Annotated in this window: 21 protein-coding genes; 15 read left to right on the top strand and 6 right to left on the bottom strand. The window is 55.0% G+C overall.

Annotation, left to right across the window (positions count from 1 at the left end; genetic code table 11):
• The first annotated feature begins 10 nt into the window (after positions 1-10).
• From K7H09_RS07865 to mgtE, 6 genes are all read left to right on the top strand, one after another.
• Complete coding sequence (locus tag K7H09_RS07865) at positions 11-547, top strand: F0F1 ATP synthase subunit delta (protein WP_022521053.1); 537 nt, start codon at positions 11-13, stop codon at positions 545-547.
• 16 nt (positions 548-563) lie between these two features.
• Positions 564-2,108 (top strand): F0F1 ATP synthase subunit alpha, encoded by a 1,545-nt coding sequence (gene atpA, locus K7H09_RS07860; protein ID WP_041157451.1) that lies wholly within the window; start codon positions 564-566, stop codon positions 2,106-2,108.
• Positions 2,109-2,173: 65 nt separating this feature from the next.
• Entirely contained in the window at positions 2,174-3,061 is an 888-nt protein-coding gene (atpG, locus tag K7H09_RS07855) for a F0F1 ATP synthase subunit gamma (RefSeq protein ID WP_141440222.1), read from the top strand.
• Between the two features lie 73 nt (positions 3,062-3,134).
• Positions 3,135-4,514 carry a F0F1 ATP synthase subunit beta gene (gene atpD / locus K7H09_RS07850; RefSeq protein WP_009286338.1) on the top strand — a complete coding sequence of 460 codons (1,380 nt, stop codon included), beginning with the start codon at positions 3,135-3,137 and terminating at the stop codon, positions 4,512-4,514.
• A gap of 24 nt (positions 4,515-4,538) precedes the next feature.
• Entirely contained in the window at positions 4,539-4,967 is a 429-nt protein-coding gene (locus tag K7H09_RS07845) for a F0F1 ATP synthase subunit epsilon (protein ID WP_027958509.1), read from the top strand.
• Positions 4,968-5,140: 173 nt separating this feature from the next.
• Entirely contained in the window at positions 5,141-6,523 is a 1,383-nt protein-coding gene (gene mgtE / locus K7H09_RS07840; RefSeq protein WP_009286337.1) for a magnesium transporter, read from the top strand.
• 26 nt (positions 6,524-6,549) lie between these two features.
• On the opposite strand, the gene K7H09_RS07835 is transcribed toward mgtE, so the two are convergent.
• Entirely contained in the window at positions 6,550-7,743 is a 1,194-nt protein-coding gene (locus K7H09_RS07835; RefSeq protein WP_022521056.1) for a cation diffusion facilitator family transporter, read from the bottom strand.
• 217 nt (positions 7,744-7,960) lie between these two features.
• Between K7H09_RS07835 and K7H09_RS07830 the strand changes: the two genes are divergently transcribed.
• From K7H09_RS07830 to nhaD, 5 genes are all read left to right on the top strand, one after another.
• Positions 7,961-8,761, top strand: a complete 801-nt coding sequence (locus tag K7H09_RS07830) for an undecaprenyl-diphosphate phosphatase (protein WP_027958510.1) — start codon at positions 7,961-7,963, stop codon at positions 8,759-8,761.
• 12 nt (positions 8,762-8,773) lie between these two features.
• On the top strand, positions 8,774-9,943 hold the full coding sequence (locus K7H09_RS07825) for an FAD:protein FMN transferase (RefSeq protein WP_022521058.1): 1,170 nt from the start codon (positions 8,774-8,776) through the stop codon (positions 9,941-9,943).
• Between the two features lies 1 nt (position 9,944).
• Positions 9,945-11,315, top strand: coding sequence for a bifunctional UDP-N-acetylglucosamine diphosphorylase/glucosamine-1-phosphate N-acetyltransferase GlmU (gene glmU / locus K7H09_RS07820; protein ID WP_190374218.1), 1,371 nt, complete (start codon positions 9,945-9,947; stop codon positions 11,313-11,315).
• 189 nt (positions 11,316-11,504) lie between these two features.
• Positions 11,505-13,331 carry a glutamine--fructose-6-phosphate transaminase (isomerizing) gene (gene glmS, locus K7H09_RS07815; RefSeq protein ID WP_230804351.1) on the top strand — a complete coding sequence of 609 codons (1,827 nt, stop codon included), beginning with the start codon at positions 11,505-11,507 and terminating at the stop codon, positions 13,329-13,331.
• Positions 13,332-13,488: 157 nt separating this feature from the next.
• Positions 13,489-14,955: a sodium:proton antiporter NhaD gene (nhaD, locus tag K7H09_RS07810; RefSeq protein WP_230804349.1), complete on the top strand. Its 1,467-nt coding sequence runs from the start codon at positions 13,489-13,491 to the stop codon at positions 14,953-14,955.
• 89 nt (positions 14,956-15,044) lie between these two features.
• Here nhaD and K7H09_RS07805 read toward each other — a convergent pair whose 3' ends face one another.
• The 3 genes from K7H09_RS07805 to K7H09_RS07795 all read right to left on the bottom strand — a co-directional run bounded on the left by K7H09_RS07805 (position 15,045) and on the right by K7H09_RS07795 (position 17,838).
• Positions 15,045-15,644: a CBS domain-containing protein gene (locus tag K7H09_RS07805; RefSeq protein ID WP_230804347.1), complete on the bottom strand. Its 600-nt coding sequence runs from the start codon at positions 15,642-15,644 to the stop codon at positions 15,045-15,047.
• A gap of 131 nt (positions 15,645-15,775) precedes the next feature.
• Complete coding sequence (locus K7H09_RS07800; protein ID WP_230804345.1) at positions 15,776-17,161, bottom strand: ATP-binding protein; 1,386 nt, start codon at positions 17,159-17,161, stop codon at positions 15,776-15,778.
• Positions 17,158-17,838 (bottom strand): response regulator transcription factor, encoded by a 681-nt coding sequence (locus K7H09_RS07795; protein WP_022521064.1) that lies wholly within the window; start codon positions 17,836-17,838, stop codon positions 17,158-17,160. The genes K7H09_RS07800 and K7H09_RS07795 overlap by 4 nt, the downstream gene beginning before the upstream one ends.
• Before the next feature lie 169 nt (positions 17,839-18,007).
• On the opposite strand from K7H09_RS07795, the gene K7H09_RS07790 reads away from it, so the two are divergent.
• Both K7H09_RS07790 and K7H09_RS07785 read left to right on the top strand, forming a co-directional pair.
• On the top strand, positions 18,008-18,958 hold the full coding sequence (locus K7H09_RS07790; RefSeq protein ID WP_230804343.1) for a GNAT family N-acetyltransferase: 951 nt from the start codon (positions 18,008-18,010) through the stop codon (positions 18,956-18,958).
• Positions 18,959-19,142: 184 nt separating this feature from the next.
• Positions 19,143-20,018 (top strand): c-type cytochrome, encoded by an 876-nt coding sequence (locus K7H09_RS07785; RefSeq protein ID WP_039857834.1) that lies wholly within the window; start codon positions 19,143-19,145, stop codon positions 20,016-20,018.
• A 106-nt stretch (positions 20,019-20,124) separates the two neighbouring features.
• Here K7H09_RS07785 and rep read toward each other — a convergent pair whose 3' ends face one another.
• Positions 20,125-22,194 (bottom strand): DNA helicase Rep, encoded by a 2,070-nt coding sequence (rep, locus tag K7H09_RS07780; RefSeq protein WP_230804341.1) that lies wholly within the window; start codon positions 22,192-22,194, stop codon positions 20,125-20,127.
• Positions 22,195-22,304: 110 nt separating this feature from the next.
• On the opposite strand from rep, the gene K7H09_RS07775 reads away from it, so the two are divergent.
• Positions 22,305-22,769: a tRNA (cytidine(34)-2'-O)-methyltransferase gene (locus tag K7H09_RS07775; RefSeq protein WP_159177852.1), complete on the top strand. Its 465-nt coding sequence runs from the start codon at positions 22,305-22,307 to the stop codon at positions 22,767-22,769.
• 6 nt (positions 22,770-22,775) lie between these two features.
• Here K7H09_RS07775 and pyrE read toward each other — a convergent pair whose 3' ends face one another.
• Positions 22,776-23,441 carry an orotate phosphoribosyltransferase gene (gene pyrE / locus K7H09_RS07770; protein ID WP_230804339.1) on the bottom strand — a complete coding sequence of 222 codons (666 nt, stop codon included), beginning with the start codon at positions 23,439-23,441 and terminating at the stop codon, positions 22,776-22,778.
• Positions 23,442-23,582: 141 nt separating this feature from the next.
• Here pyrE and K7H09_RS07765 point away from each other — a divergent pair, with 141 nt between their 5' ends.
• Entirely contained in the window at positions 23,583-24,350 is a 768-nt protein-coding gene (locus K7H09_RS07765; protein WP_009286323.1) for an exodeoxyribonuclease III, read from the top strand.
• The last annotated feature ends 35 nt before the right edge of the window (positions 24,351-24,385 follow it).

Genomic DNA, 24,385 nt, shown 5'->3' with positions numbered 1-24,385 from the left:
GAGGTGAACCATGGCGGAATTACTTACCGTCGCTCGTCCTTACGCTAAGGCAGCGTTTGAATACGCGCGTGATCATGAGGCGCTTGATAGTTGGTCACAAGCGCTGAGTTTTTTAAGTGTTGCGGTAGCAGATGACGTCGTGCGCCATCGGCTAAGCAGTCCCAAATTAGACAGCGAGCAAAAAGTGTCGCTGCTTGTCGAGCTTATTCCTGAGCAACAGGATGAGGCTTTACAGCGATTTTTGACTGTTTTGGCTGACCAGGGCCGCCTGATGGCGTTGGCCTCCATTGCTGATCAGTTCGAGCACCTGCGTGCTGAACACGAGCAGCGGGTTGAAGTGAACGTCACCTCTGCTTACAAGTTAGATAGTAAGCAGAAGACCAAACTAGCGAACGCGCTTAAGAAACGTCTGAATCGCGAAATCTCTATTACTACTCAGGTGGACAAGTCGCTGATTGGCGGTGTCATCCTGCGTGCTGGCGATACCGTTATTGACGGCTCCGTACGTGGTCGATTGAACCGCCTTTCCGAAGCGCTAACCGCTTGAGTCTGAGGGACATGGCATGCAGCAACTGAATCCTTCCGAGATCAGCGACATCATCAAGCAGCGAATTGAAAAGCTTGACGTCGCATCCGAAGCCCATAATCAGGGCACCATCGTGACCGTTTCCGACGGTATCGTGAAAATTCACGGCCTCGAAGACGCGATGTTTGGTGAAATGATCGAATTCCCCAACAGCATCTTTGGCATGGTACTCAACCTGGAGCGTGACTCCGTGGGTGCCGTTGTGCTGGGTGACTACCTGCAGCTCGAAGAGGGCATGACCGCCAAGTGTACCGGTCGTATTCTCGAAGTGCCGGTAGGCCCTGAGCTGATTGGTCGTGTGGTCGATGCGCTGGGTAACCCCATTGATGGTAAAGGCGACATTAACACCACCATGACCGACGCCGTTGAGAAAGTGGCGCCGGGCGTTATTACCCGTCAGTCCGTCGATGAGCCGATTCAAACCGGTCTGAAATCGATCGATGCCATGGTGCCGATCGGTCGTGGTCAGCGTGAGCTGATCATCGGTGACCGCCAGATCGGTAAGTCCGCCATTGCCATTGATGCGATCATCAACCAGAAAGGCAAAGGTGTGACCTGTGTCTACGTGGCGATCGGTCAGAAGCAGTCGACCATTGCCAACGTGGTGCGCAAGCTCGAAGAGCATGGCGCCATGGAGCACACCATCGTTGTCGCTGCTGGCGCTGCGGATCCGGCGCCAATGCAGTTCCTGGCCGCCTACTCCGGCTGCACCATGGGCGAATACTTCCGCGACCGCGGCGAGAATTCGCTGATTGTGTATGACGATCTTTCCAAGCAGGCTGTTGCCTACCGTCAGGTATCGCTGCTGCTGCGTCGTCCGCCCGGCCGTGAAGCTTACCCCGGTGACGTTTTCTATCTCCACTCGCGTCTACTTGAGCGTGCTGCGCGGGTTAACGTCGACTATGTTGAGAAGTTCACCAACGGTGAAGTGAAAGGCAAAACCGGTTCCTTAACCGCGCTGCCGATCATCGAAACCCAGGGTGGCGACGTTTCTGCGTTCGTTCCGACCAACGTGATCTCGATCACTGACGGTCAGATCTTCCTGGAAACCAACCTGTTTAACTCCGGTATTCGTCCGGCGATTAACGCAGGTCTGTCGGTTTCTCGTGTGGGTGGTTCGGCGCAGACCAAAATCATCAAGAAGCTCGGCGGCAGTGTCCGTCTGGCGCTGGCTCAGTACCGTGAACTGGCGGCGTTCTCGCAGTTTGCCTCTGATCTTGACGAAGCCACGCGTAAGCAGCTTGAGCACGGCCAACGTGTCACCGAGCTGATGAAGCAGAACCAGTACTCGCCGATGTCGATCGCTGAAATGGCGCTGTCGCTGTATGCCGCCAACGAAGGCTTCCTGGATGATGTCGAAGTGAACAAGGTGCTGGACTTCGAGCGTGCCTTGCACGACTACATGAAGTCTGAGCACGCTGATCTACTCGACAAGATCAACCAGAGCGGCGACTACAATGGTGAGATTCAAGACAGCTTGAAGTCGGGTCTCGAGAAGTTCAAGGCGACTCAGAGCTGGTAATGTCTGGCCCGCCTGCGGGCGGGTTTGCATGCTTTCTGAGAGCCACGAACGAAGGGTAGATCGCTATGGCAGCTGCAAAAGAGATACGCACCCAGATCGGGAGCATTAAAAATACGCAGAAGATCACCAGCGCCATGGAAATGGTGGCTGCATCTAAAATGCGTAAAGCGCAAGATCTGATGAGAGCTAGTCAGCCTTACGCTAAGCAGATCCGCAATGTGGTCGGCCACATTGCCGACGCGAACCCCGAGTACAGGCACGACTATATGGTCGAGCGTAGCGAGGTTAAGCGCGTTGGTTACATTGTGGTCTCTACAGACCGTGGTCTGTGCGGTGGCTTGAACCACAACCTCTTCAAAGCCTTGCTCAAACAGGCCAGCGAGTGGAAAAAGCAGGGCGCAGAGCAGGATTTTTGCGCTTTGGGCGCTAAGGCCAGCACCTTTTTCCGCAACTACGGTGGCAATTTGGTGGCGGCGAAGAGTGGTTTAGGCGAAGCCCCGACCGTTGAAGGTCTGATTGGCAGTATTAAGGTCATGCTCGAAGCGTACGATGAAGGACGTCTCGACCGGCTTTACGTGGTGCACAACGAGTTTGTGAACACCATGACACAAAAGCCAGTGGTTCGTCAGCTTCTTCCGCTGTCGCCTGATATGGGTGCAGACGCTGAGCAAGACAACGAAAACGCCCGTCCCGGAAGCTGGGACTACCTGTATGAACCGGATGCCAAGGCGTTGCTCGATAGCCTGCTGGTTCGTTTCATCGAATCGCAGGTGTATCAGGCGGTAGTGGAAAACGGCGCTTGTGAACAAGCCGCCCGAATGATCGCTATGAAAAGTGCCACTGACAACGCAGGCGGCCTTATCGATGATCTGGAGATGGTCTACAACAAGGCCCGTCAGGCCGCCATCACCCAGGAAATTTCTGAGATCGTCGGCGGCGCTGCTGCCGTATAACGCCTAGGGAGTCGACTATTTAAGCGACTCCCGGCAGACAGGTTTCATTTGCAGGTTTTAGAGAGGAACCAAGATGAGCGGACGTATCGTACAAATCATCGGCGCGGTGATTGACGTAGAGTTTCCGCGGGACTCTGTGCCCAAGGTCTACGACGCGCTGAAGGTCTCCGATGTTGAGACCATCCTCGAAGTCCAGCAGCAGCTGGGCGACGGCGTGGTGCGCACCATCGCCATGGGCTCCACTGAGGGCTTGAAGCGTGGCATGGACGTGACCAGCACAGGTGCCGCCATTTCCGTACCGGTAGGTAAGGAAACGCTGGGCCGTATTATGAACGTACTCGGCGAACCGATCGACGAAGCGGGACCGATCGGTGAGCAAGAGCGTATGCCGATCCACCGTAAAGCACCGAGCTATGCCGACCAAGCAGCTTCTAACGAGTTGCTGGAAACCGGTATCAAGGTTATCGACTTGGTCTGCCCGTTCGCTAAGGGTGGTAAAGTTGGCCTATTCGGCGGCGCCGGTGTCGGTAAGACCGTTAACATGATGGAGCTTATCCGCAACATCGCCACCGAGCACAGCGGCTACTCTGTATTCGCCGGTGTTGGTGAGCGTACGCGTGAGGGTAACGACTTCTATCACGAAATGACTGAATCCAACGTTATCGATAAGGTATCGCTGGTTTATGGTCAGATGAACGAGCCTCCGGGTAACCGTCTGCGCGTAGCGTTGACCGGCCTGACCATTGCCGAGAAATTCCGTGATGAAGGCCGCGACGTTCTACTGTTCGTCGATAACATCTACCGTTACACCCTGGCGGGTACCGAAGTATCGGCACTTTTGGGTCGTATGCCATCAGCGGTAGGTTATCAGCCTACGCTGGCTGAAGAGATGGGCGTTCTGCAGGAGCGTATTACCTCGACGAAAACCGGCTCAATCACCTCCGTACAGGCCGTTTACGTACCTGCGGATGACTTGACCGACCCGTCGCCGGCGACCACCTTCTCGCACCTGGATGCTACCGTGGTATTGGCACGTTCTATCGCCGAGCTGGGTATCTATCCGGCGATCGATCCGTTGGACTCCACCTCACGTCAGTTGGATCCGCTGGTCGTCGGTGAAGAGCACTACGCCACCGCTCGTGGTGTGCAGAACGTTCTTCAACGCTACAAAGAGCTTAAGGATATTATCGCCATTCTGGGTATGGACGAGCTGTCTGACGAAGACAAGTTGGCCGTTTCCCGGGCGCGTAAAATCCAGCGCTTCTTGTCGCAGCCGTTCTTCGTGGCCGAAGTATTTACCGGTTCACCAGGTAAGTATGTCTCACTGAAAGACACCATCAGTGGCTTCCAGGGCATTCTTGCTGGCGAATACGACGATATGCCGGAACAGGCCTTCTATATGGTCGGCTCCATCGACGAAGCCGTCGAGAAAGCCAACCAGATGAAGAAGTAATCCCGTCCATTAGGGGGATTCGCTATGGCGAATAGCTTTACTTGCAATATCGTCAGCGCTGAAGCATCGATCTTCTCAGGTACCGTTGAGCAGGTGATTGCTTCCGGGATTATGGGTGACCTGGGTGTTTTGCCGGGTCACGCCCCGCTGCTGACCGAGCTTCAGCCGGGTCCGGTACGCGTGATTCACGATGGCGGCAAGGAAGAGAACTTCTTTGTCTCGGGGGGCTTCATGGAAGTCCAGCCGAATGTCGTGACGATTCTGGCCGACTCTGCATCACGTGCCAGCGACCTCAACGAGGCCGCTGCCGAAGAAGCGCGTCAGCAGGCGCTGAGAGCCTTTAATGAGAAGTCATCGGAGCTCGATTATACTCGTGCTGCCGCTGAACTTGCCGAAGCCGTTGCACAGCTGCGAACGATTCAGCAGCTGCGTAAAAAGGCGGGTAAAGGCTAATACTCACGCACTTGGCGTGTGTCCAACGCCCCTTAAACCCGCTACCAGGGTTTAAGGGGCGTTTTTTTGTTTGGTAGTCAAATAAGTAAGTATGATGAGCTTGGTCAGTAGAATGGGCCGGGTGATGGATTAGCTCGGCAGCACGACGCTTGTAAGCGCAAGGGGGGAGAATCATGGCACTGAATGATGAAAGCCTACAGGAATTAAAAGCCGAGCTGCTCGACGAGTTGGGCAAGGAAGTGCCCAGTAAATCGGTGCTCTCTTTGCGTTTGGCCGAAACCCGCTCCGCGGATATCGGTGAAGTGCTCGAAGAGATGATCGAGGATGACGAAGAGCTGCCTGCGGCGCTCGCCCTTCTGGATATTCTTTCTGCGGAACGGGCAGCCAATGTGCTGGGCTATTTGCCTGGGGAGAGCCAGCTCGAGGTGGTAGGAAAGCTGGATGACAGTCAGGTTCTCAAGCTGCTCGAAGAAATGGGGTCGGACGAACGTGCCGATCTGTTCAATCTTCTCAATGAAGACCGTCGTGAGGCACTGCTGCGTCGCATGGCTCACCGCGAGCGAGAAGATCTGAAGCGGCTTGCCAGCTACGAAGAGGGTACCGCAGGCGCCATCATGACCTCTGACTATGTCTCCATAGCCAGCGGCATGACGGTGTCGCAGGCGATGATGAGGGTACGCCAGACCGCTCCGGATGCGGAAACGGTCTATCAGCTGTATATCCTGGATAGCGACGGACAACTGATCGGTACCATGTCGCTGCGTCAGCTTATGGTGGCACGCCCCGGCGCCATTGTTGATGACATTATGATCAAGGATGTCATCAGTACACGGGTTGATAGTGCCCAGGAAGATGTCGCCCGTATTGTGGCGAAGTATGACTTGTTGGCGCTGCCAGTGATCGATGCCGATGAACGCATGGTCGGTATAGTGACCCACGATGACGCGATGGATGTTGCTGAATCCGAGGCGACAGAGGATTTCCACAAGGGGATGTCGATCGGCCAACTGGAAGATGGCGTAAGCCGCGTGAAGCTCTGGAGCCTCTACCGTAAACGCGTGTTCTGGCTGGTACTGCTGGTCTTTGCCAATCTGTTTTCGGGGGCCGGGATTGCCTATTTTGAAGAGACCATTGCCGCCCAGGTAGCGCTGGTATTCTTTTTACCGTTATTGATCGGTAGTGGCGGTAACGCCGGGGCTCAGGCAGCCACGTTGATGGTGCGCGGTATGGCGACCGGTGACGTTGGCGTCAAAGATTGGGGCAAACTACTGGGCCGCGAGCTACTTGTCGCCGGGTCACTGGGTATCACCATGGCCATCGCGGTAACGCCTATTGGCATTATGCGCGGGGGAGAAGAGCTGGCAATGGTGGTCGCCTTGAGCATGGTGACCATCGTGCTGTTTGGCAGCCTGTTGGGGATGTGCCTGCCGTTCGTACTCGAGCGCTTTAAGGTCGACCCTGCCACGGCATCAGCGCCGCTGGTCACCACCTTGATTGATGCCTCTGGGGTGGTGATCTACTTCAGCATCGCCACACTGCTGTTGACGGGGTTATAAGAGGAAACAACCAGCGGGTAGTGGCTCTAGCGCATCGAGCTACTGGCGGCGCGGGTGATAAACAGCACCTCGACGTGGCCGAGCCACTCGATATCGCTAGCCAGCGCTTTTAGTTGGCTAGCGAGGCACTGGGGCGGCTGATGCACTGCGTCATCAATGATCAATGATACCGACACCTTATCGTCCAAGTAGTGCAACTGGAGCTCGTTCAGGGTGCGCCACACAGGGTGCTTGTACCAGCGTGCATCCAGGGCAGCCTCTACTTCAGGGCGGAGCGGAAGGCCGGGAAGGCGGCTAGGATCACCCGCCCCGGCGTCGTCTTCGGGGTCAACGTGGAAGATCACGTCGGTCAGTGCGGGGAACTCGTGGCGTAGGCGACGGCTGACTTCGTTACCGATTTCGTGGGCTTCCGACACGGTAATTTTCGGCCCGACCACCACGTGTAGGTCGACCATTACCCAGCCGGCGGATTGCCTGGTACGCAGATCGTGAACACTATCCACCCCCGGAACGCTGCAGGCAACATCGTGCATCTGATCCTGTACGTCCTCTGGTAGTGCGGTATCCACCAATTCCCGCGCCGACTCCCACAGCAAGTCCAAACCTACCTTGCCGACTAATAAACCCACAATGATGGCGGCCACGGCATCCAGCCAACCCAAGCCAAACTGGGCGCCCACCAAAGCTACCAACACCACGGCAGTGGATAATGCATCACTGCGCGAGTGCCAGGCGTTGGCTTCGAGTAACTTTGACTTTACCCGCTTGGCAACCCGCATGGTGTAGCGAAAAATCCACTCTTTGCTAAACAGCGCGATGACAGTAATCACGATTGCCAGCGCGCCAGGGGCGTTAACGTCGGCGCCGCTAAACAGGCGATCCAGGCTCGACCAGGCAATCGCGCCAGCCACGAAAATTAGCACGCTTCCCAGCAGCAGGGTCGTCAGGGTTTCGATACGGCCATGGCCGTAATGGTGGTCTTTATCGGGCTCCTGACGCCCATAGTGAATGGCCGCCAGGACAAAGCCGTCGGTGACTAAGTCTGATAGGGAGTGAATGCCGTCGGCAATCAACGCCGCTGAGCCGACCATAAAACCGATCGCGACTTTGACGATGCTCAACAGGGCATCCAGCCATGCTCCGATGTAGGTAACGCGCTTGGCCTCTTGGCTAAGTCGCGCTTGGTCGTGAACCACTGGCGTATCGATGGTCTGAGTCATGGGTACCTTGCAAGGACGCACGCATTCAATAGACGCCTATTGTAGCGCACTCCTTATATCCTCTATAGCCTCCACTGCTTTCAGGCTGTGAAACGATACCTTTGTGTGTCAGTGGTGGCTAGTCTCAGCAAAGGCAATGGCGGACAACGAATAGGTGGATGTGTATCCTTAAGCGCCATTGCAACCATTAAATTGTTTCTATGCACAGGATTTTTTTATGGATTGGCTCCAGGTGGTGGTGTTAGCGGTTGTTCAGGGAGTGTCAGAATTTTTACCCGTTTCAAGCTCTGCCCACCTAATCTTGGTGCCTGTGCTGACAGAGTGGCAAGATCAAGGCCTAGCCTTTGATGTTGCCCTACATTTAGGCAGCCTCTCCGCGGTGATTATCTATTTCCGGCAGGAAATTTGGCAGATGGTCATTAGCAGCTTGGCTGCGCTCAGCGGCAAAGGAGTGAACGAAGACGCACGACTGGCTTTATGGGTGACGTTAGCGACCATCCCGGTGGGGCTTATTGGGTTACTAATGCACGATGTTATTTCTCATTTTATGCGCTCTACGCTGATTATCGGCTTCAGTTTAATTGGTTTCGGGCTATTGTTGGGGTATGCCGATTGGCGTAAAGAGGGTACGCGCAGCGAGTACCAACTGCGTTTGAAGGATGTGCTTATTATTGGTGGTGCCCAGGCGCTAGCACTCATCCCAGGAACCTCGCGCTCGGGGATTACCATTACCGCGGCGCTGATGGTGGGCATGAACCGAGAAGGCGCCTCGCGCTTCTCTTTCTTATTATCAATCCCGGTGATTGTGCTGGCAGGTGGCCTAGAAGCAGTAGGGCTGTTTAGCGCTCCACAGTCGATTGATTGGATCGCGATGTTGGCGGGCACCCTGTTATCGGGAGTAAGCGCGTATTTGTGTATTCACTACTTTCTGGTGGTTATAAAAAAATTGGGAATGCAGCCCTTTGTGATTTATCGCGTGCTGTTCGGCGCCTGGCTGCTGTGGTTCTTTTATTTTTAGGATAAAGCAACGATGAAAAAGGCTGTTGAACGCACAGCAAGGTGGGGACGTGCACTGATCGTAACGGGCTCACTGCTGGGCTTGGGGTTAGGCGTGGCAGGCTGCTCAGAGAGTGATCGACCGCTGGAACCACCGGTACGCTTTGATGGCAATATTTTCGGCACCTTCTACCAGGTGACCATTATGGATCCGCTTACTCAGGGCGAGTCTCTTGAATTGGAAGAGGGCTTTAAAGCAGAGCTGGAGAGCGTTGATCAGGCGATGTCGACCTACCGGGATGACTCGGAGCTGATCGCCTTCAACGAAGCGCCTTTAGATGAGTGGCAGCCGCTCTCCAATGAGCTTATTGACGTGCTTGCGATTAGCCAATCCGTCGCGGAAGCCAGCCACGGCGCTTTTGATATTACTGTAGGCGACCTGGTCAATTTATGGAGCTTTGGCCCCGGTGCACGGCCTGAAACCGTCCCTTCCGACGATGCCCTGTCCGAGGAGCTTGCCCAGGTAGGCATTGATGCGCTAGAAATCGACACCCAAAATATGCAGGCGCGGCGTACCCGCGATGTGTTTGTCGACCTTTCCGGCGTGGCCAAAGGCCATGGAACTGACCGCGTAGCTGCTTACCTGGAACAGCAGGGGCTGGAGCACTACTTAGTCAATATTGGCGGAGAACTGATCGCCCGCGGCCTGCGTGATGAGGAAGAACAAACGCCCTGGCAGGTTGGCATTGAGGTGCCTGAAAATGGCCAGCAGCGTGCTCAGCATATTATCCCGTTAGAGAGTATGTCGGTGGCCACCTCGGGTGATTACCGCAACTATTTTGAAGTGGATGGCCAGCGCTTTTCCCACACCATTGATCCGCGCACGGGGCGGCCGGTGACCCACCAGCTTGCCTCGGTGTCTGTTTTCCATCCCTCCAATGCCTGGGCAGATGCCTGGGCGACGGCGCTACTGGTGGTTGGCGAACAGGAGGCGATGCAACTGGCCATTGAGAATAACCTTAAAGTGCTTTTGCTCGTGCGTGATGGCGAGCAGTGGCGCAGCATTGCTAGCCCGGAATTTGTTAATTATTTTGGGGAAACACTGGTTAATGAGTTGGGCATTGAACAACGACGAGCCCCAGCGACCAACAGCCCCGCCACAGACAGCCCGGCGCCCGCTGACCCATCAGTAATAGGTGAATAGTATGCAAGAACTGGATATTGTCATTCTCGCCGCGGGTAAAGGCACGCGGATGCGTTCACAAATTCCTAAAGTGTTGCATCCCTTGGCCGGCAAGCCAATGGTGCAGCACGTGCTGGATACCGCTTCAGGGTTGCAGCCGGATCGCACCCATGTCGTTATTGGTCATGGCGCTGACCAACTGCGCGAAGTGCTGGCAGAAAAGCCTGTAAAGTTTGCCGTTCAGGCCGAGCAGAAGGGCACCGGACACGCGGTGGCGCAAGCGCTCGAGCAGTTAGGGAGCGGTAAGGTGTTAATCCTTTACGGCGATGTACCGCTGCTGCAGCGGGAATCCCTGAGCGAGCTGTTGGCCCATGTGGATGAGCAGCACATGGGGCTGTTGACGGTAACGCTAGCTGACCCCACGGGCTATGGGCGAATTGTGCGTGACGACGCAGGCGAAGCAGTGGCGATTGTTGAGCAAAAAGATGCCAGTAGCGCCGAGCTTGCAATTACCGAATGCAATACCGGTATTATGGCCATGACGAGTGCCCAGCTTAAACGCTGGTTACCGCAGCTCTCCGCAGAAAATGCCCAGGGTGAGTACTACCTGACCGATGTAATTGCCATGGCCGCAGCGGAAGGCATCAAGGTATGCACTGCCCAACCGGCCTCCGCTGTTGAAGTGGAAGGGGTTAATAATCGAGCGCAAATGGCCCGCTTGGAGCGCGTTTATCAACGCCAGTTGGCCGATAAGTTAATGGCGCAAGGAGTGGCACTTGCCGACCCCGAACGGCTCGATGTGCGCGGGCATTTGACCTGCGGTCACGATGTGTTTATCGACGTGGGTTGTGTATTTGAAGGCGAGGTTGAACTAGGTGAGGGCGTACGAATTGGCCCCTACTGCGTGATCAAAAACAGCACCATTGGTGCAGAGAGCGTGATAGAACCCCACAGCGTGATAGACGGCACCGTGGCAGCTGGCCTGAACCAGGTTGGCCCCTTTGCGCGACTTCGCCCCGGCACGCGGCTAGCAGTAAAAGCCAAGGTGGGCAATTTCGTTGAAACCAAAAACGCCGATGTGGGTGAGGGCAGTAAGATCAATCACCTGAGCTACGTCGGTGATGCCCGATTGGGGCGTGACGTGAACGTGGGGGCAGGCACGATCACCTGTAACTACGACGGCGCTAACAAGCACCACACCGACATTGGTGATAACGCCTTCATCGGTTCGAACACCGCCTTGGTCGCACCTGTTTCGGTAGGCAAAGGCGCTACCATAGGGGCTGGATCTACGATTGCTAAAGATGTCACCGACTACGCGTTGGCCGTTACGCGAGGCCGTCAGCTAGAAAAAATTGATTGGCTGCGTCCCAGTAAAGTGACAAAGCCATAGGGCGGGAAGGAAGCAATTAAAGAGGGCTTTTGAGTCAGTCCTTAAAACAGCGCTTAAAATCGTTTTTAAAATGGTGCTAAGAATCATTAAAAAGACGTATTCATAATCAATGGCCGTCGTTCTACCGTTCAGCGGGTTGGTCGAGTAGCGTTTGTGAAGAGCTCTGGTTAATAAACTAGGAGAGTGATTATGTGTGGCATTGTGGCCGCCGTTGCCCAGCGCAACGTCCAAGAAATTCTATTAGAAGGACTAAAACGCCTGGAATATCGCGGCTACGATTCAGCCGGTATGACGGTGTTCAACGACGGCGTATTAACCCGCCATCGTGCGCTTGGAAAAGTGGCGGCGCTTACCGCTCAATTGGATAAGGCCGCGCTACCGGGTTTTTCGGGTATAGCGCATACCCGCTGGGCAACCCACGGTAAACCCTCTGAGGCCAATGCGCACCCGCACCACAGTAGCGATCAGGTTGCCGTTGTGCATAACGGTATCATTGAGAACTACGAGGCTATAAAAGAGAGCCTCCAGCGCAGTGGCTATGCGTTTAGCTCAGAAACCGACACCGAAGTAATTGCTCACTTACTCTCCGAAAAGCTGGCTGATGGGCTCACCCTGTTTGATGCTACCCAGCAGATCGTTAACGGCTTAGGCGGTGCCTACGCACTGGGCGTAATGTGTGCTCAAGAACCTGGCGTGGTGGTTGGCGCGCGCCAAGGTAGTCCGCTGGTGGTCGGTGTGGGGATTAATGAGGCCTTTTTAGCCTCTGACCCCCTGGCGTTGCTGCCGGTCACAGATCGTTTTATTTACCTTGAAGAGGGCGATTTGGTCGAGCTGCGCGAGCAGGGTGCCATTCGCATTGTGGATCGCCACGGTAACGACGTCGAACGCCCTATTCATACCTTTGAGCACGGCGATGGCGCGGCCAGTAAGGGCGATTACCGCCACTATATGCTCAAAGAAATTTTCGAGCAGCCAACGGTGATTGAGGCGGCATTAGAGGGGCGGCTGAGCGCTCAAAGCGTGTTAGTAGAGAGCTTTGGACCCGATGCGCTGGCGCTTTTCCAGCGCACTCGCCACGTGCATATCATTGCCTGCGGCACCAGCTACCATGCGGGGCTGGTGGCGCGTTATTGGCTGGAGCGCTATGCGGGGGTGCCGGTGCAGGTCGAGGTGGCCTCTGAGTATCGCTATCGCCACCCGGTCGTGCCCGAAGGCACGCTGTTTGTCACCCTCTCCCAGTCCGGTGAAACCGCCGACACCCTGGCCGCGTTACGCTTTGCTAAAACCCTCAACTATGTGGGTTCGCTGGCGATTTGTAACGTGCCCGGTAGTTCGCTGGTGCGGGAGTCGGATATGTCTCTCATGACCCGCGCGGGCCCTGAAATTGGCGTGGCCTCTACCAAAGCCTTTACTACCCAGTTAGTGGCGTTAATGCTGCTGACGCTTTCGGTCAGTAAAGCCAAAAATCAGGTTGAGTATCCGGATATTATCGCTGCGCTGCGCACGCTGCCCGAGGTGTGTCAGCGGGTGCTGGCGCTGGATAGCCAGATCGAAATACTTTCCCAAGCTTTTGCAGAGAAAAATCATGCGCTCTTCTTGGGGCGCGGAGCTCACTATCCGATTGCCCTTGAAGGGGCGTTAAAGCTCAAAGAGATTTCCTATATTCATGCCGAGGCGTATCCCGCAGGGGAGTTAAAGCATGGCCCGCTGGCGCTAGTGGATAGCGAAATGCCAGTGATTTCGGTCGCCCCCCACGATGATCTGCTTGAAAAGCTAAAATCCAACCTTCAGGAAGTCCGTGCCCGCGGCGGCAAACTGTTTGTGTTCGCCGATGAAAGCGTGGGTATCGACGTCCAGGAAGATATTCGTGTGCTGACCCTGCCACACGTGCACGAAGCGCTGGCGCCGCTGCTGTATACCCTGCCGCTACAGCTATTGAGTTACCACGTGGCCGTGCTCAAAGGTACCGATGTTGACCAGCCGCGTAATCTGGCCAAGAGTGTGACGGTGGAGTGACGACGACGCCAAACCTTGTGAGTAGTTGAACTAATAAAAATGCTTTACGAGATGCGGCAATAAGTCGCATCTTATGCGCAACCGTTGCGTTGCAGCATGTCATTAGGGTGCTTATGATCGTGGCGGTCTTTTTCCCTTCTGATTGGATAACATCGCCATGAAACCACCAAACGTCCACGTAACCCGGCATTATGCTAGCCGGGTCGCTTGGTTGTTGCTCGCCTGCACGCTTTTTGTCTTTCCTTCCCTCTCTTATGCCGCCGCTGGGCCCCTTGATCTTACTCTTTCGCTTGCCGGTATCTCTTCTGTCGTGATCTTCGTGCTCGCCTATGCGTTGGTGATGAGTGAAGAGCTACTGCATATGCGTAAGTCTAAGCCGGTGCTGGTTGCGGCAGGGCTTATCTGGGCGCTAGTGGCCTGGGTCTATGTACAAGCGGGGATGCCGGAAGAAGCGGAAACCGCCTTCCGTGAAACACTGCTTGAATACGCTGAGCTACTGCTGTTTTTGCTGGTGGCAATGACCTATATCAACGCCATGGAAGAGCGTCGGGTATTTGATGCGCTACGTTCTTGGCTAGTGCGTAAAGGCTTCAGCTATCGCTCCTTGTTCTGGATTACCGGTGTCATGGCATTCGGTATTTCGGCGATCGCCAACAATATGACCACCGCCATGCTGATGTGCGCCGTGGTACTCAAAGTGGCCGAGGGTGATAATAAGTTTATCGGCCTTTGCTGTGTCAATGTGGTGGTAGCTTCTAACGCGGGTGGTGCTTTTAGCCCATTTGGCGATATCACCACGCTGATGGTGTGGCAGGCGGGTCAAGTACCATTTGAAGGCTTCTTCGCGCTGCTGCTTCCGGCGGTGGTTAATTTCATGGTGCCTGCGGTTATCATGAATTTCTTTATCGTCAATCGTCAGCCTGCTTCGCTTAAAGAGAATGTCTGGCTCAAGCGCGGCGCACGGCGAATTATCGTACTGTTTTTGATTACCGTGGCCATCTCGGTACTGTGCCATTCTATCCTCTACTTACCGCCTGCCATGGGCATGATGTTTGGTTTAGGCCTGCTGCAGTTCTTTGGTTACTACCTACGCCGCAGCCTGCCGCGATCGCTTGAACGCAAGCGGGAGCGCTATTCTCGCCGCGGCGACTGGAAGAAGTTGGAGCAACTGGGTAGCGTAGTTCCCTTCGATATTTTCAGCCGTATCGCCCGTTCCGAGTGGGACACGTTGCTGTTCTTCTACGGGGTTGTAATGTGTGTCGGTGGCCTTGGCTTTATGGGCTACCTCAGCCTGCTTTCCGAAACGCTCTACGGCAGTTGGGATCCGGTGTGGGCGAATGTGGTGCTGGGGCTTATCTCGGCCGTTGTGGATAACATCCCAGTGATGTTCGCGGTACTTTCCATGGCCCCGGATATGTCCGAGGGGAACTGGCTATTGATTACCCTAACGGCTGGTGTCGGCGGCAGTTTGCTCTCAATGGGCTCAGCTGCAGGTGTTGCCCTTATGGGCCAGGCGCGAGGTATTTATACCTTTGCCGTACACCTTCGCTGGGTACCGGCCATTTTGTTGGGCTATGCCGCTAGCATTGCGACGCATCTTTGGATTAACGGCGCGTTGTTTTAAACGCTGTATTGCAAACTGAAAACGCCCCTCACTGAGTAACCAGTGAGGGGCGTTTCTAGATGTAGATTAAATCGGTTAACGATCAGTCATTATAGATCGTGGCCAGTTATGACTTGGCAAATATCGGCGAAGCTTTTCGCCATAGGCACCGGGTTGATCTCTTTACCCACCGCGCTCTGTATATCGCTGGCTGAGATAATGCCGCGAATTCTAAGTTCGTGGTTATCGTTTTGCTCAGTGATTAACAGGTGTTGATCGGTTACGGCTTCCATCGACAGCACCAGATCCTCAATGGTTAGCGATGCCAACTGGGCGATGGGCATGGCGCTAAGCTTGTGCCACGGGGTCATGATCATTTCAGCTGTCACTTCTTCGCGGCTGAGATTACGCTGCTGCATTGCGATGTTGATACGCCGGGTGCCAATCACTTCTTTTGAGTTAATAATGCCGATGCAGTGCGCTTGGTGATCCATCACGAACAGTAGTCTTACGCCGCTATAACGCATCTTGAGATGCGCCTCGTCGATAGGCGTGTCGGCATCAACGGATTGGGGCATGACTTGGGAAAAGTCGGTCAGTACCGTCATCGCTGGGCTAGTAGGCAGTAGCCGCCGCGCAGCTGGCTTGGCTAGCAGTGGCGCTGAGCCTAGTTGAATTAAGGGTTTAGGTGAAAAAGTCACTTGGTTCATCAGGGTACCTCCATGTGGAGAAAAGAGGGAGCCGTGGGTGTCTGGCTCGCCTTGCACCTCCACAGTTGCACGCAATTCTTATCGCAACCTTAAGAGACTCATAAAACTCAGTTTAGCAAGAAAAGAGGGTGCTACTCCTCTTTTAGACGCTGTAAAACAATACGCACACACAATCCCCCACTGGGGGCATCATCAAGCTGAAGGGTGCCGCCATGGCGTGTGACCAGTCGCTCAACGATGGAAAGCCCTAATCCTGAACCAGCACTGGGGCCCGCGCGTTGAAAGCGCTCAACCACTTTTTTGCGTTCATTGATTGGTATCCCCGGGCCTTGGTCATCCACCGTTAATTGAAAGCTTTGTGGCGTCGTCGCTAGAGTGATGCTGATGACACTATGGTTAGGCGAGTGTTGGATAGCATTACCGACTAGATTCTGTACCAGGGTTTCAATGGCACCGGGCTCTTCTAATATCGACCAATCTGCCTGCTCATCTGCATTTAACAGTAGTTGCTGTTCGCGCTCAGCGGCCAGCGGCGAAAGCTTGGCCAGGGTCTCACGCACTTCACTAAGCAACTGGCTAGTGCGGTATTCAGGCTGCGACTCCTCTTCAGGCTCCAGGCGAGCCAGCGTTAAGAGTTGGGTAACCAAGCGCGTGGCCCGTGCAACGCCGCCGCGAAGGTGACTGAGCGCCTCCTGACGATCTTCAAGATTGTCGGCAGTCAGGGCATTCTGGGCGTGTAGATCAAGCACTGCTAACGGGGTACGTAATTCATGCGCGGCATCGGCAATAAAGCGCTTTTCACGCACGCGCATTATGCGGATTCGCTCTAACAGCCGGTTGAGCGCACCGGCGATAGTATCTAGTTCCTGGGGCAGTGGGCTGAGGGTGAGGGGCTGTAAATTATGCGGATCACGATTGCGAATTTGCTCGGCCATGCGCAACAGTGGTACCAAGCCCCAGCCAATCGACCACCACAGCAGGGCGGTGAGTAGCGGCAGGCCAATCAGGTCGGGCAGTAACGTGCGCAATGCTACCGCCCTGATCAGCTCCCCGCGAACGTCTTCGCGCTCGCTAACCACAATCCGCTGTATGGAGTTGGGGATGTCGAGTACATAAATGCGCCATTGGATCTCATCAATAGACTGACTAGTGAAACCCAAAGGGAGATCGGCCAACGGCGACTCAGGCGCATTAGCTGAGCGCAACAGGAGGCGGTTCCGTTCCCATAGCTGAAAGCCCAGCTGGCTATCCGCCCGGTAACCTGCAAAGCGTCGATCAGATCTCGCCGTTTTGCCTAGAGCGCTTTCTAGGCTGTTGAGCAGTACACCCCGGGCTTCATCTGGCAATGGTGCTTGCAACAAACCTTCTAATAAGCGCGCATTTTGCTCAAGACTGGCATCGTACAGTGCTTCAATTTCATGGGCAGCGTAGCGATAGCTGATAAAGCCAATCACCAGCATGCTAATGCCAAACACCAGCAGCGCTAGCCCCAGAGTGCGTTGGCGGATAGAGGTCATGAGTGCTGATCCTGATCCGTTTTATCCATTACGTAACCAATGCCGCGTAGTGTGCGAATCAGGTGAGGAAAGAATTTTCGCCGAAGGTGGTGCACATGTACTTCAATGGCATTGCTTTCTACATCTTCATCCCAGCCATAGACCAAGCGCGTTAGGGTATCGCGGGTGAACACTCGCCCAGGGTGACTCATAAACTCTTGCAGCAGGGTTAATTCCCGTCGTGATAACACCACGGGTTTCCCCTGGTAGCTAACCTGCATGGTTAACGGATCAAGGCGAATACCTCGGCACTCTAGGGCGCTGTTTACCTGGTCACTGCTACGTCTCAACAAGGCTCTCAGGCGGGCTTTTAATTCAGCGACCTCAAACGGCTTGGTTAAATAATCATCGGCACCTGCATCCAACCCGGCGATACGTTCATCGACGGCATCGCGAGCGGTTAATACCAAAATGGGCACGCGATTGCCCAGCCGCCGCACGGCTTCCAGTACCTGCATACCATCCATACGCGGTAGCCCCAGATCGAGAATGACCGCATCAAAAGGTTCACCTTCCTTTAACGCGGCCAAGGCGCTAACGCCATCACTCAGGTGATCCACCGTGAAATTCTCGGGCTTTAATGCCAAGCGAATGCCCGAGGCTAAGCTCGGATCGTCTTCTACCAACAATATACGCATGGCGGGATGGTTACTCCTTTAAATCATTCGCTGCCATTAACCTTTGAAATAAGCACGGATAAGGGTGGCGTGCAAAGGCTTAGGCCGTCAGGATGAGGTTATAAATTGTAGGCTAATAACGTAGCACGCTTTATTACTTCTTCGGAGCTCGGCATTTGATTGATCAGCCATGACGTCTAGTTACCCCTCAAATAGCCCAGAGGTAGTACTTTGCCCGCCAGCACGGCGTCGCGAGGCACTGCTGCAGCTGACTGCTGCTCATGACCCTGAACAGCAAGCGGCACTGAGCGCTGCCGTAAAGGCAATGTACAATCAACCAGATGTCCAGTGGGATGGGCTATGGATAACTATTGAGGCAGGCCAGTTAGTGAGCGCCATCTGGGTACAACCTCTGCCCATGAATATGGCGCAGCTATGGTTACCCAAGCCGTTGCCCAGCGAGCAGGGTGTGCATACTAGCGCGCTATTGCGTGCGGCCAATGCATGGGTAGAAGCCCACAATATTCGCTTGTGCCACTTGGAGCTGTCATCCCAGGCGCCCGTATCAGAAGCGCTGCTACGTGAGCATGGCATGCAGCGTTTGGCTTGCTTGGATCATTTAACCGGCAGTAGCCGCTACCGCTTAGCGATGAATGAAGCGCTGCCGCTTTCACTGCAGCCGCTTTGCGAGTTTTCTTGGGCGGAACAGCTGAATCTGCTGGCCGCAGTGGGTCAGGGTTCGCTGGATAGCCGACCCCTGCGCGACGTACTCTCAGTGGAAGAGTTATTGAATGGGTTTTATCAGCAGGATCCCCAAGCGCCACAGCACTGGTACGCAGTGGGCTATCACGAGGCTGTGGTGGGTGTGCTACTGCTTGCGCCGCGCCCTGCGCTAGGCCGTTGGGAGCTAATGTTAATGGGACTAACACCGAATTGGCGTGGCAAAGGCTTGGGGCGCTCGTTGTTAAATAAAGGCCTCGCGCTTGCCCAGCAGGCTGGCGTGCAGGAGGTCACGCTGGCGGTAGATGACATAAATTTACCGGCTAAACGGCTTTACCAGCAGGCGGGTTTCATACGCTATGCGCAGCAACGTTTATTCGCCTGGAAAGGCAGTGGTGAGAGGAGGAGTTTGCCAAATTAAGCTGCCAATAGTAGTCAACGGTTGAATAGGCGCGCTTAGTAGCATTTTCTTGCGCTTTGCGTTGCCGTTATACTAGTCCTATATGCACGTCTTGGCGTCTCAGCTGCGCACCGTCGATATTGGCGCTGCCACGCACAGGGGTTGAGGATAAAAGTTTGATGACAATACTCAAGAGGTGGTGAGAGTGAAAGCTAAGCTGATCATGAGCGGGCTGGCGGCCCTCGGCTTCATGGCGGGCACATCCAGTGTTTATGCCCAAGATGACGCCGCACGTGATGCGATTGCCGAGCGTTTGGCGCCGGTGGGTCAACTCTGTTTACAAGGCCAAGACTGTGGCACCGCAGCGGCACCTCCTAGCGATAGTAGCAGTGGCGGTGATATCGACGGTGAGGGCATCTACGGTAATGTATGTAGCGCCTGTCATGAATCGGGCGCTGCGGGCGCACCTATTCGTGGTGATGAAGAGGCCTGGGCTGAACGTGCTGAACAAGGCTTCGCCACGCTGCTAGATCACGCTATTAACGGTATTGGCGCCATGCCGGCGAAAGGCGGTAACCCCAACCTTTCCGATGAAGAAGTGGAAGCGGCGGTCGCCTATATGGTTGAGCCGGTTATGGAAGTGCCCGAGTTGAGTGGCGGTGATGAAGCTGCTGCAGAGGCCGAAGCTTCTAGCGACGAAGGTGCCGCCGATGAGGCCGCTACCGAAGAGACCGCCGCTGCTGAAGGTGAAGCGGCAACTGAAGAAATGGCTTCTAACGACGATGCAGCGAGTGAAGAAGACGCGGCAGCAGTTAAAGAAGCCAGCGGTGGCAGCGACTTAGACGGTGAAGCCCTCTACGCAAGCTCTGGCTGTGTGGCATGTCACGATAACGGCGTTGCTGGCGCACCGACAATTGGCGATTCAGAAGCTTGGGCGGCGCGTTTAGAGAAGGGGGCTGATGAGCTCTACGCCAGCGCCATTAACGGTATCGGCGCTATGCCAGCCAAAGGCGGTAATCCCAATCTTTCCGATGAAGAAGTGATGGCCGTTGTCGATTATTTAATGGCTGAAGCCCAGTAAAGTAAGAAGCAATGATTTAGCTTGGTAAATTTATCCACAGGGTGTTTTAGTCGCCGCCCTGTGGATATTCTTTTTTTAAAAGCCTAATTTTATAACTCCCACTTTATCACCCCAGCAGCGAACGCAGCCCGGCAATGGCGTCTTTACCGCGGGCCTGCTTCTTATCCGGATCCTCTTTATCGGCACGACCTTCCCACTCCAAATCCTCCCCGGGAAGCTCGTCTAAAAAGCGGCTGGGCGTACAGTCCATCAGTTCACCGTAGGCTTTGCGCTGGCGGGCAAGCGTCAGCGTTAGCGTGCGCCGCGCCCGGGTAATGCCCACATAGGCCAGCCGCCGCTCCTCCTCCACAGTGCCTACTTCGATGGCGTTGCGGTGAGGCAGTAGATCCTCTTCCAAGCCCATTAAATAGACGTGGGGGAACTCCAGGCCTTTTGAGGCGTGCATGGTGAGTAGCTGTACTCTATCCGAGTCATCCTCTTCCGCCTGCTGCTCCAGAATATCGCGCAGTACCAAGCGTGAAATAGCTGCTTCTACGCCGTCGGTTTCGGTCTCGGTGGAATCGGTATCGTCCTCTGGGTCGCGGTTGAGGGATTTTTCTAGCTGGTCGATTAGAATCCACACGTTGGCCATGCGACGTTCGGCGACGGTGGGCGCGCTGGCGTTTTGATACAGCCAAGCTTCGTAATCCATATCCCGCAGCATGTCGCGAATGGCGGCAATGGCATCGCCTTGATCCATGCGCTTGCGCACGCCGTCGATAAAGTGGGTAAAGCGCGACAACCGCTCCACGGCTCGGGTCGGTAATACTTGCTCCAACCCAAGCTCATGGCAGGCGGCAAACAGCGAAATTGAGCGTTCTGTAGCATAGTTGGCGAGCTTCTCTACCGTTCCAGGGCCCACTTCGCGGCGTGGCACGTTCACAATGCGCAAAAAAGCGTTGTCGTCGGCGGGATTAATCAGCAGGCGCAGGTAAGCCATGGTGTCTTTAATCTCGTTGCGCGAGAAAAACGACGTACCACCGGAGAGCTTGTAAGGAATTTGGTAGTGCTGCAGCTTAAGCTCTAACAAGCGGGCCTGGAAATTGCCCCGATAAAGCACCGCAAAGTCCCGCCACTCGGCCTTTTCCTTGATACGCCGGGTGAGCATTTCGCTGGCGACCCGCTCAGACTCCGCCTCTTCATGACGATTCACGATTACTCGAATAGGCGCGCCGTCGCCCATATCAGACCATAGTGTCTTCTCGTAAACGTGGGGGTTATTGGCGATCAGTGTGTTGGCTGCGCGCAGTATCGTGGCGGTAGAGCGGTAGTTTTGCTCCAGCTTGATGACTTTCAGGCGTGGGAAATCCTCACCCAGGGTAATCAGGTTTTCAGGGCGTGCACCGCGCCAGGCGTAGATCGACTGGTCATCATCGCCCACTACGGTGAATGTGGAGCGCTCCGCCATTAGCAGTTTCACCAACAGGTACTGGGAGACGTTGGTGTCCTGGTACTCATCCACCAGCATGTAATGGATTTTGCGCCGCCAGCGCTCGAGCGCTTCCGGATCGTTCTTGAGCAATACCACCGGCAGCAGAATCAGGTCGTCGAAATCCACCGCGTTGTAGGCTTTTAAATGGCGTACGTAGGCTTCATACACTCGAGCGGCAAAGTGCTCATCGTCATCAGCCGCAAACGAGAGCGCATCGCTGGGCAGCACCAAGTCGTTCTTCCAGGTGGAAATTTTGCTCTGCACGGCGTTGATCTGCTCGGCGTCCACCTGAGCGTCTTTATTCATCAAATCGCGCAGCAGTGCTTTGGCGTCTTCCGGGTCAAATAGCGAAAAGCCCGGTTTATAGCCCAAGGTTTTAAGCTCGCCACGGATAATATTCAGCCCCAGGGTGTGAAATGTAGAGACCGTCAGCCCGTGGCCCTCTTTGCCGTGGAGCATCTGGCCCACGCGCTCTTTCATCTCTCGGGCGGCTTTATTGGTAAAGGTCACCGCGGCGATTCTGCGCGCGCTCATCCCACACTCTTGCACCAAATAGGCAATTTTAGTGGTGATAACGCTGGTTTTACCGGAACCTGCACCCGCCAACACCAGGCAAGGGCCATCAATGTAGCGCACGGCTTCCTGCTGGCGCGGGTTTAACCCTTTGATGCGGCTAAGAATGCTCTTGGGCGTTGCGGGCGTCATGGCGTCGGTCGTCCTCTACGAGAGTTGCAGGCGGTTTCAATTACGATTTCAAGTACGGTTTCAAGTACAATCGTCCGCTTGGCGAATGCATAATAAACAGGCAGGTGGAGATGTTTGAAGTAGCGCTTTTTGAACCGCGCATGGCGCCCAATACGGGCAATATCATGCGCTTGGTTGCCAACAATGGCTGCCGGTTACACCTGATTGAGCCGCTTGGCTTCGACCTGGAAGAGAAAAAGCTGCGTCGCGCCGGGCTGGATTACCGCGACCTCGACAACGTCACTCGCCACGCCGATTTTAGCGCCTTTCAGCAAACCATGCAGGGGCGGCGCATTTGGGCGATCACTACCAAGGGAACCCGCACCTACAGCGATGCGGACTTTGCCCCAGGAGATGTACTGCTGTTTGGCTCTGAAACCGCTGGGCTCTCACCCCAGGTGCATGAAGCGCTAACTTCGGAGCATAAATTGCGCCTGCCCATGCAGCCGAACAACCGTAGCCTAAACCTTTCCAATGCCGTGGCTATTGTGAGCTACGAGGCGTGGCGCCAGCAAGGTTTTGCTGGCGCGTTGTAGGTCTAATCAACTGGTAATCCCATAGCGGTCACGATAAGCCCTGATCGCTTCAGCGTAGGCGAGCATTTCGCCACCGGCATGCTCTTCAAGGTAAGTGAGCACTTGCTCCAGGGTGACGATACTGACCACCGGCATGGCATACTGAGCCTGCACTTCCTGAATCGCACTCTGCTCGCCTTGACCGCGCTCTTGACGGTCGAGTGCGATAATTACCCCGGCGGCCTGGGCACCGCTCTGTTCGATCAGGCTCATCACTTTGCGAATAGCGGTGCCCGCGGTAATCACGTCATCAATGATCAAAATATCGCCAGCAAGCGGTGCGCCCACAATATTGCCGCCTTCTCCGTGGGTTTTAGCCTCTTTGCGGTTGAAGGCGTAGGGCATATCCCGGTCGTGATGATCGGCCAGTGCCGCCGCGGTGACTGCCGCCAGTGGGATACCTTTGTACGCCGGGCCAAACAACACATCGGCGTTTAAGCCGCTATCGACAATCGCCTGGGCGTAAAAACGCCCTAGTTTGGCCAGCGCACGACCGGTTTGAAACAGCCCTGCGTTGAAAAAGTAGGGGCTAACGCGGCCAGATTTAAGCGTAAACTCGCCAAACTTAAGCACGCCTTGCTCAATGGCAAAGGCAATGAAATCGCGCTGGTAGGGTTGTAGAGTGGTGGCCACGGCATTCCTCACTAGGCGGTAGGTTTAAATCAGTACGAAAGCAACAATAAAAGTGGGGTAAATGGCAAGTTTTACTAGCTGCCTTTACCCAAACGTCTAAACGTCGGGTATCATACAGCAGCGACGCAAAAGGGACGATTTATGAAAATTGCCAGCATCAATGTCAATGGTATTCGTGATGCCGTCGATCGTGGCTTCCTGGACTGGCTGGCTCAGCAGGATGTCGACGTGGTCTGCGTGCAGAACATCAAGGCAAAAAGTTTTGAACTGGGTGACCACATTCTGTATCCGGAAGGCTATGAAGGCTATTTCCTGGATGCCGAAGAGGACGGTTTCTCCGGTGTGGCACTCTATTGCCGCAAAATTCCCAAGGCGATTATGTATGGTCTTGGGTTCCCACAGTGCGATCATGAAGGACGTTTTCTGCAGGCGGATTATGAACGCTTCAGTATCGTCTCCTTCCTGATGCCTGACGGAAGTGACCAAAAAGCCAAACAGGCGTTTATGGAGCAATATCAGGAGTACCTGACGAAGATGTCGCGCAAACGCCGCGAATATATCCTCTGCGGTACCTGGCATATTGCCCATAAAACCGTCGATTTGGCCAACTGGTCGGATAATCAACTGACCTCAGGCTTCCGCCCGGAAGAGCGCGCCTGGATGGATCAGGTGCTTGGTCCCACCGGGTTTATCGACACCTTCCGCGAAATTAACCGCGATGCAGGTGAGTACACCTGGTGGCCGAAGCTTGACCAAGACGTGCCCCGTGAGCGCCAGGAAGGCTGGCGGATCGACTATCAGTTAGTCGGCCCCAACTTCCGCCGCCACGTGGTCGACGCGTGGATCGATTACGATGCGACCTTCTCAGAGTTCGCACCGCTAATCGTTGAGTACGACCTAGCGCTTTAGGCGCTAGGCAACGAACTTTTCCCGCGTCGCCTGTC

Source organism: Halomonas sp. IOP_14, assembly GCF_021021315.1.
Taxonomy (GTDB): domain Bacteria; phylum Pseudomonadota; class Gammaproteobacteria; order Pseudomonadales; family Halomonadaceae; genus Vreelandella; species Vreelandella titanicae.
This window is presented reverse-complemented; position numbering and strand designations above follow the sequence as displayed.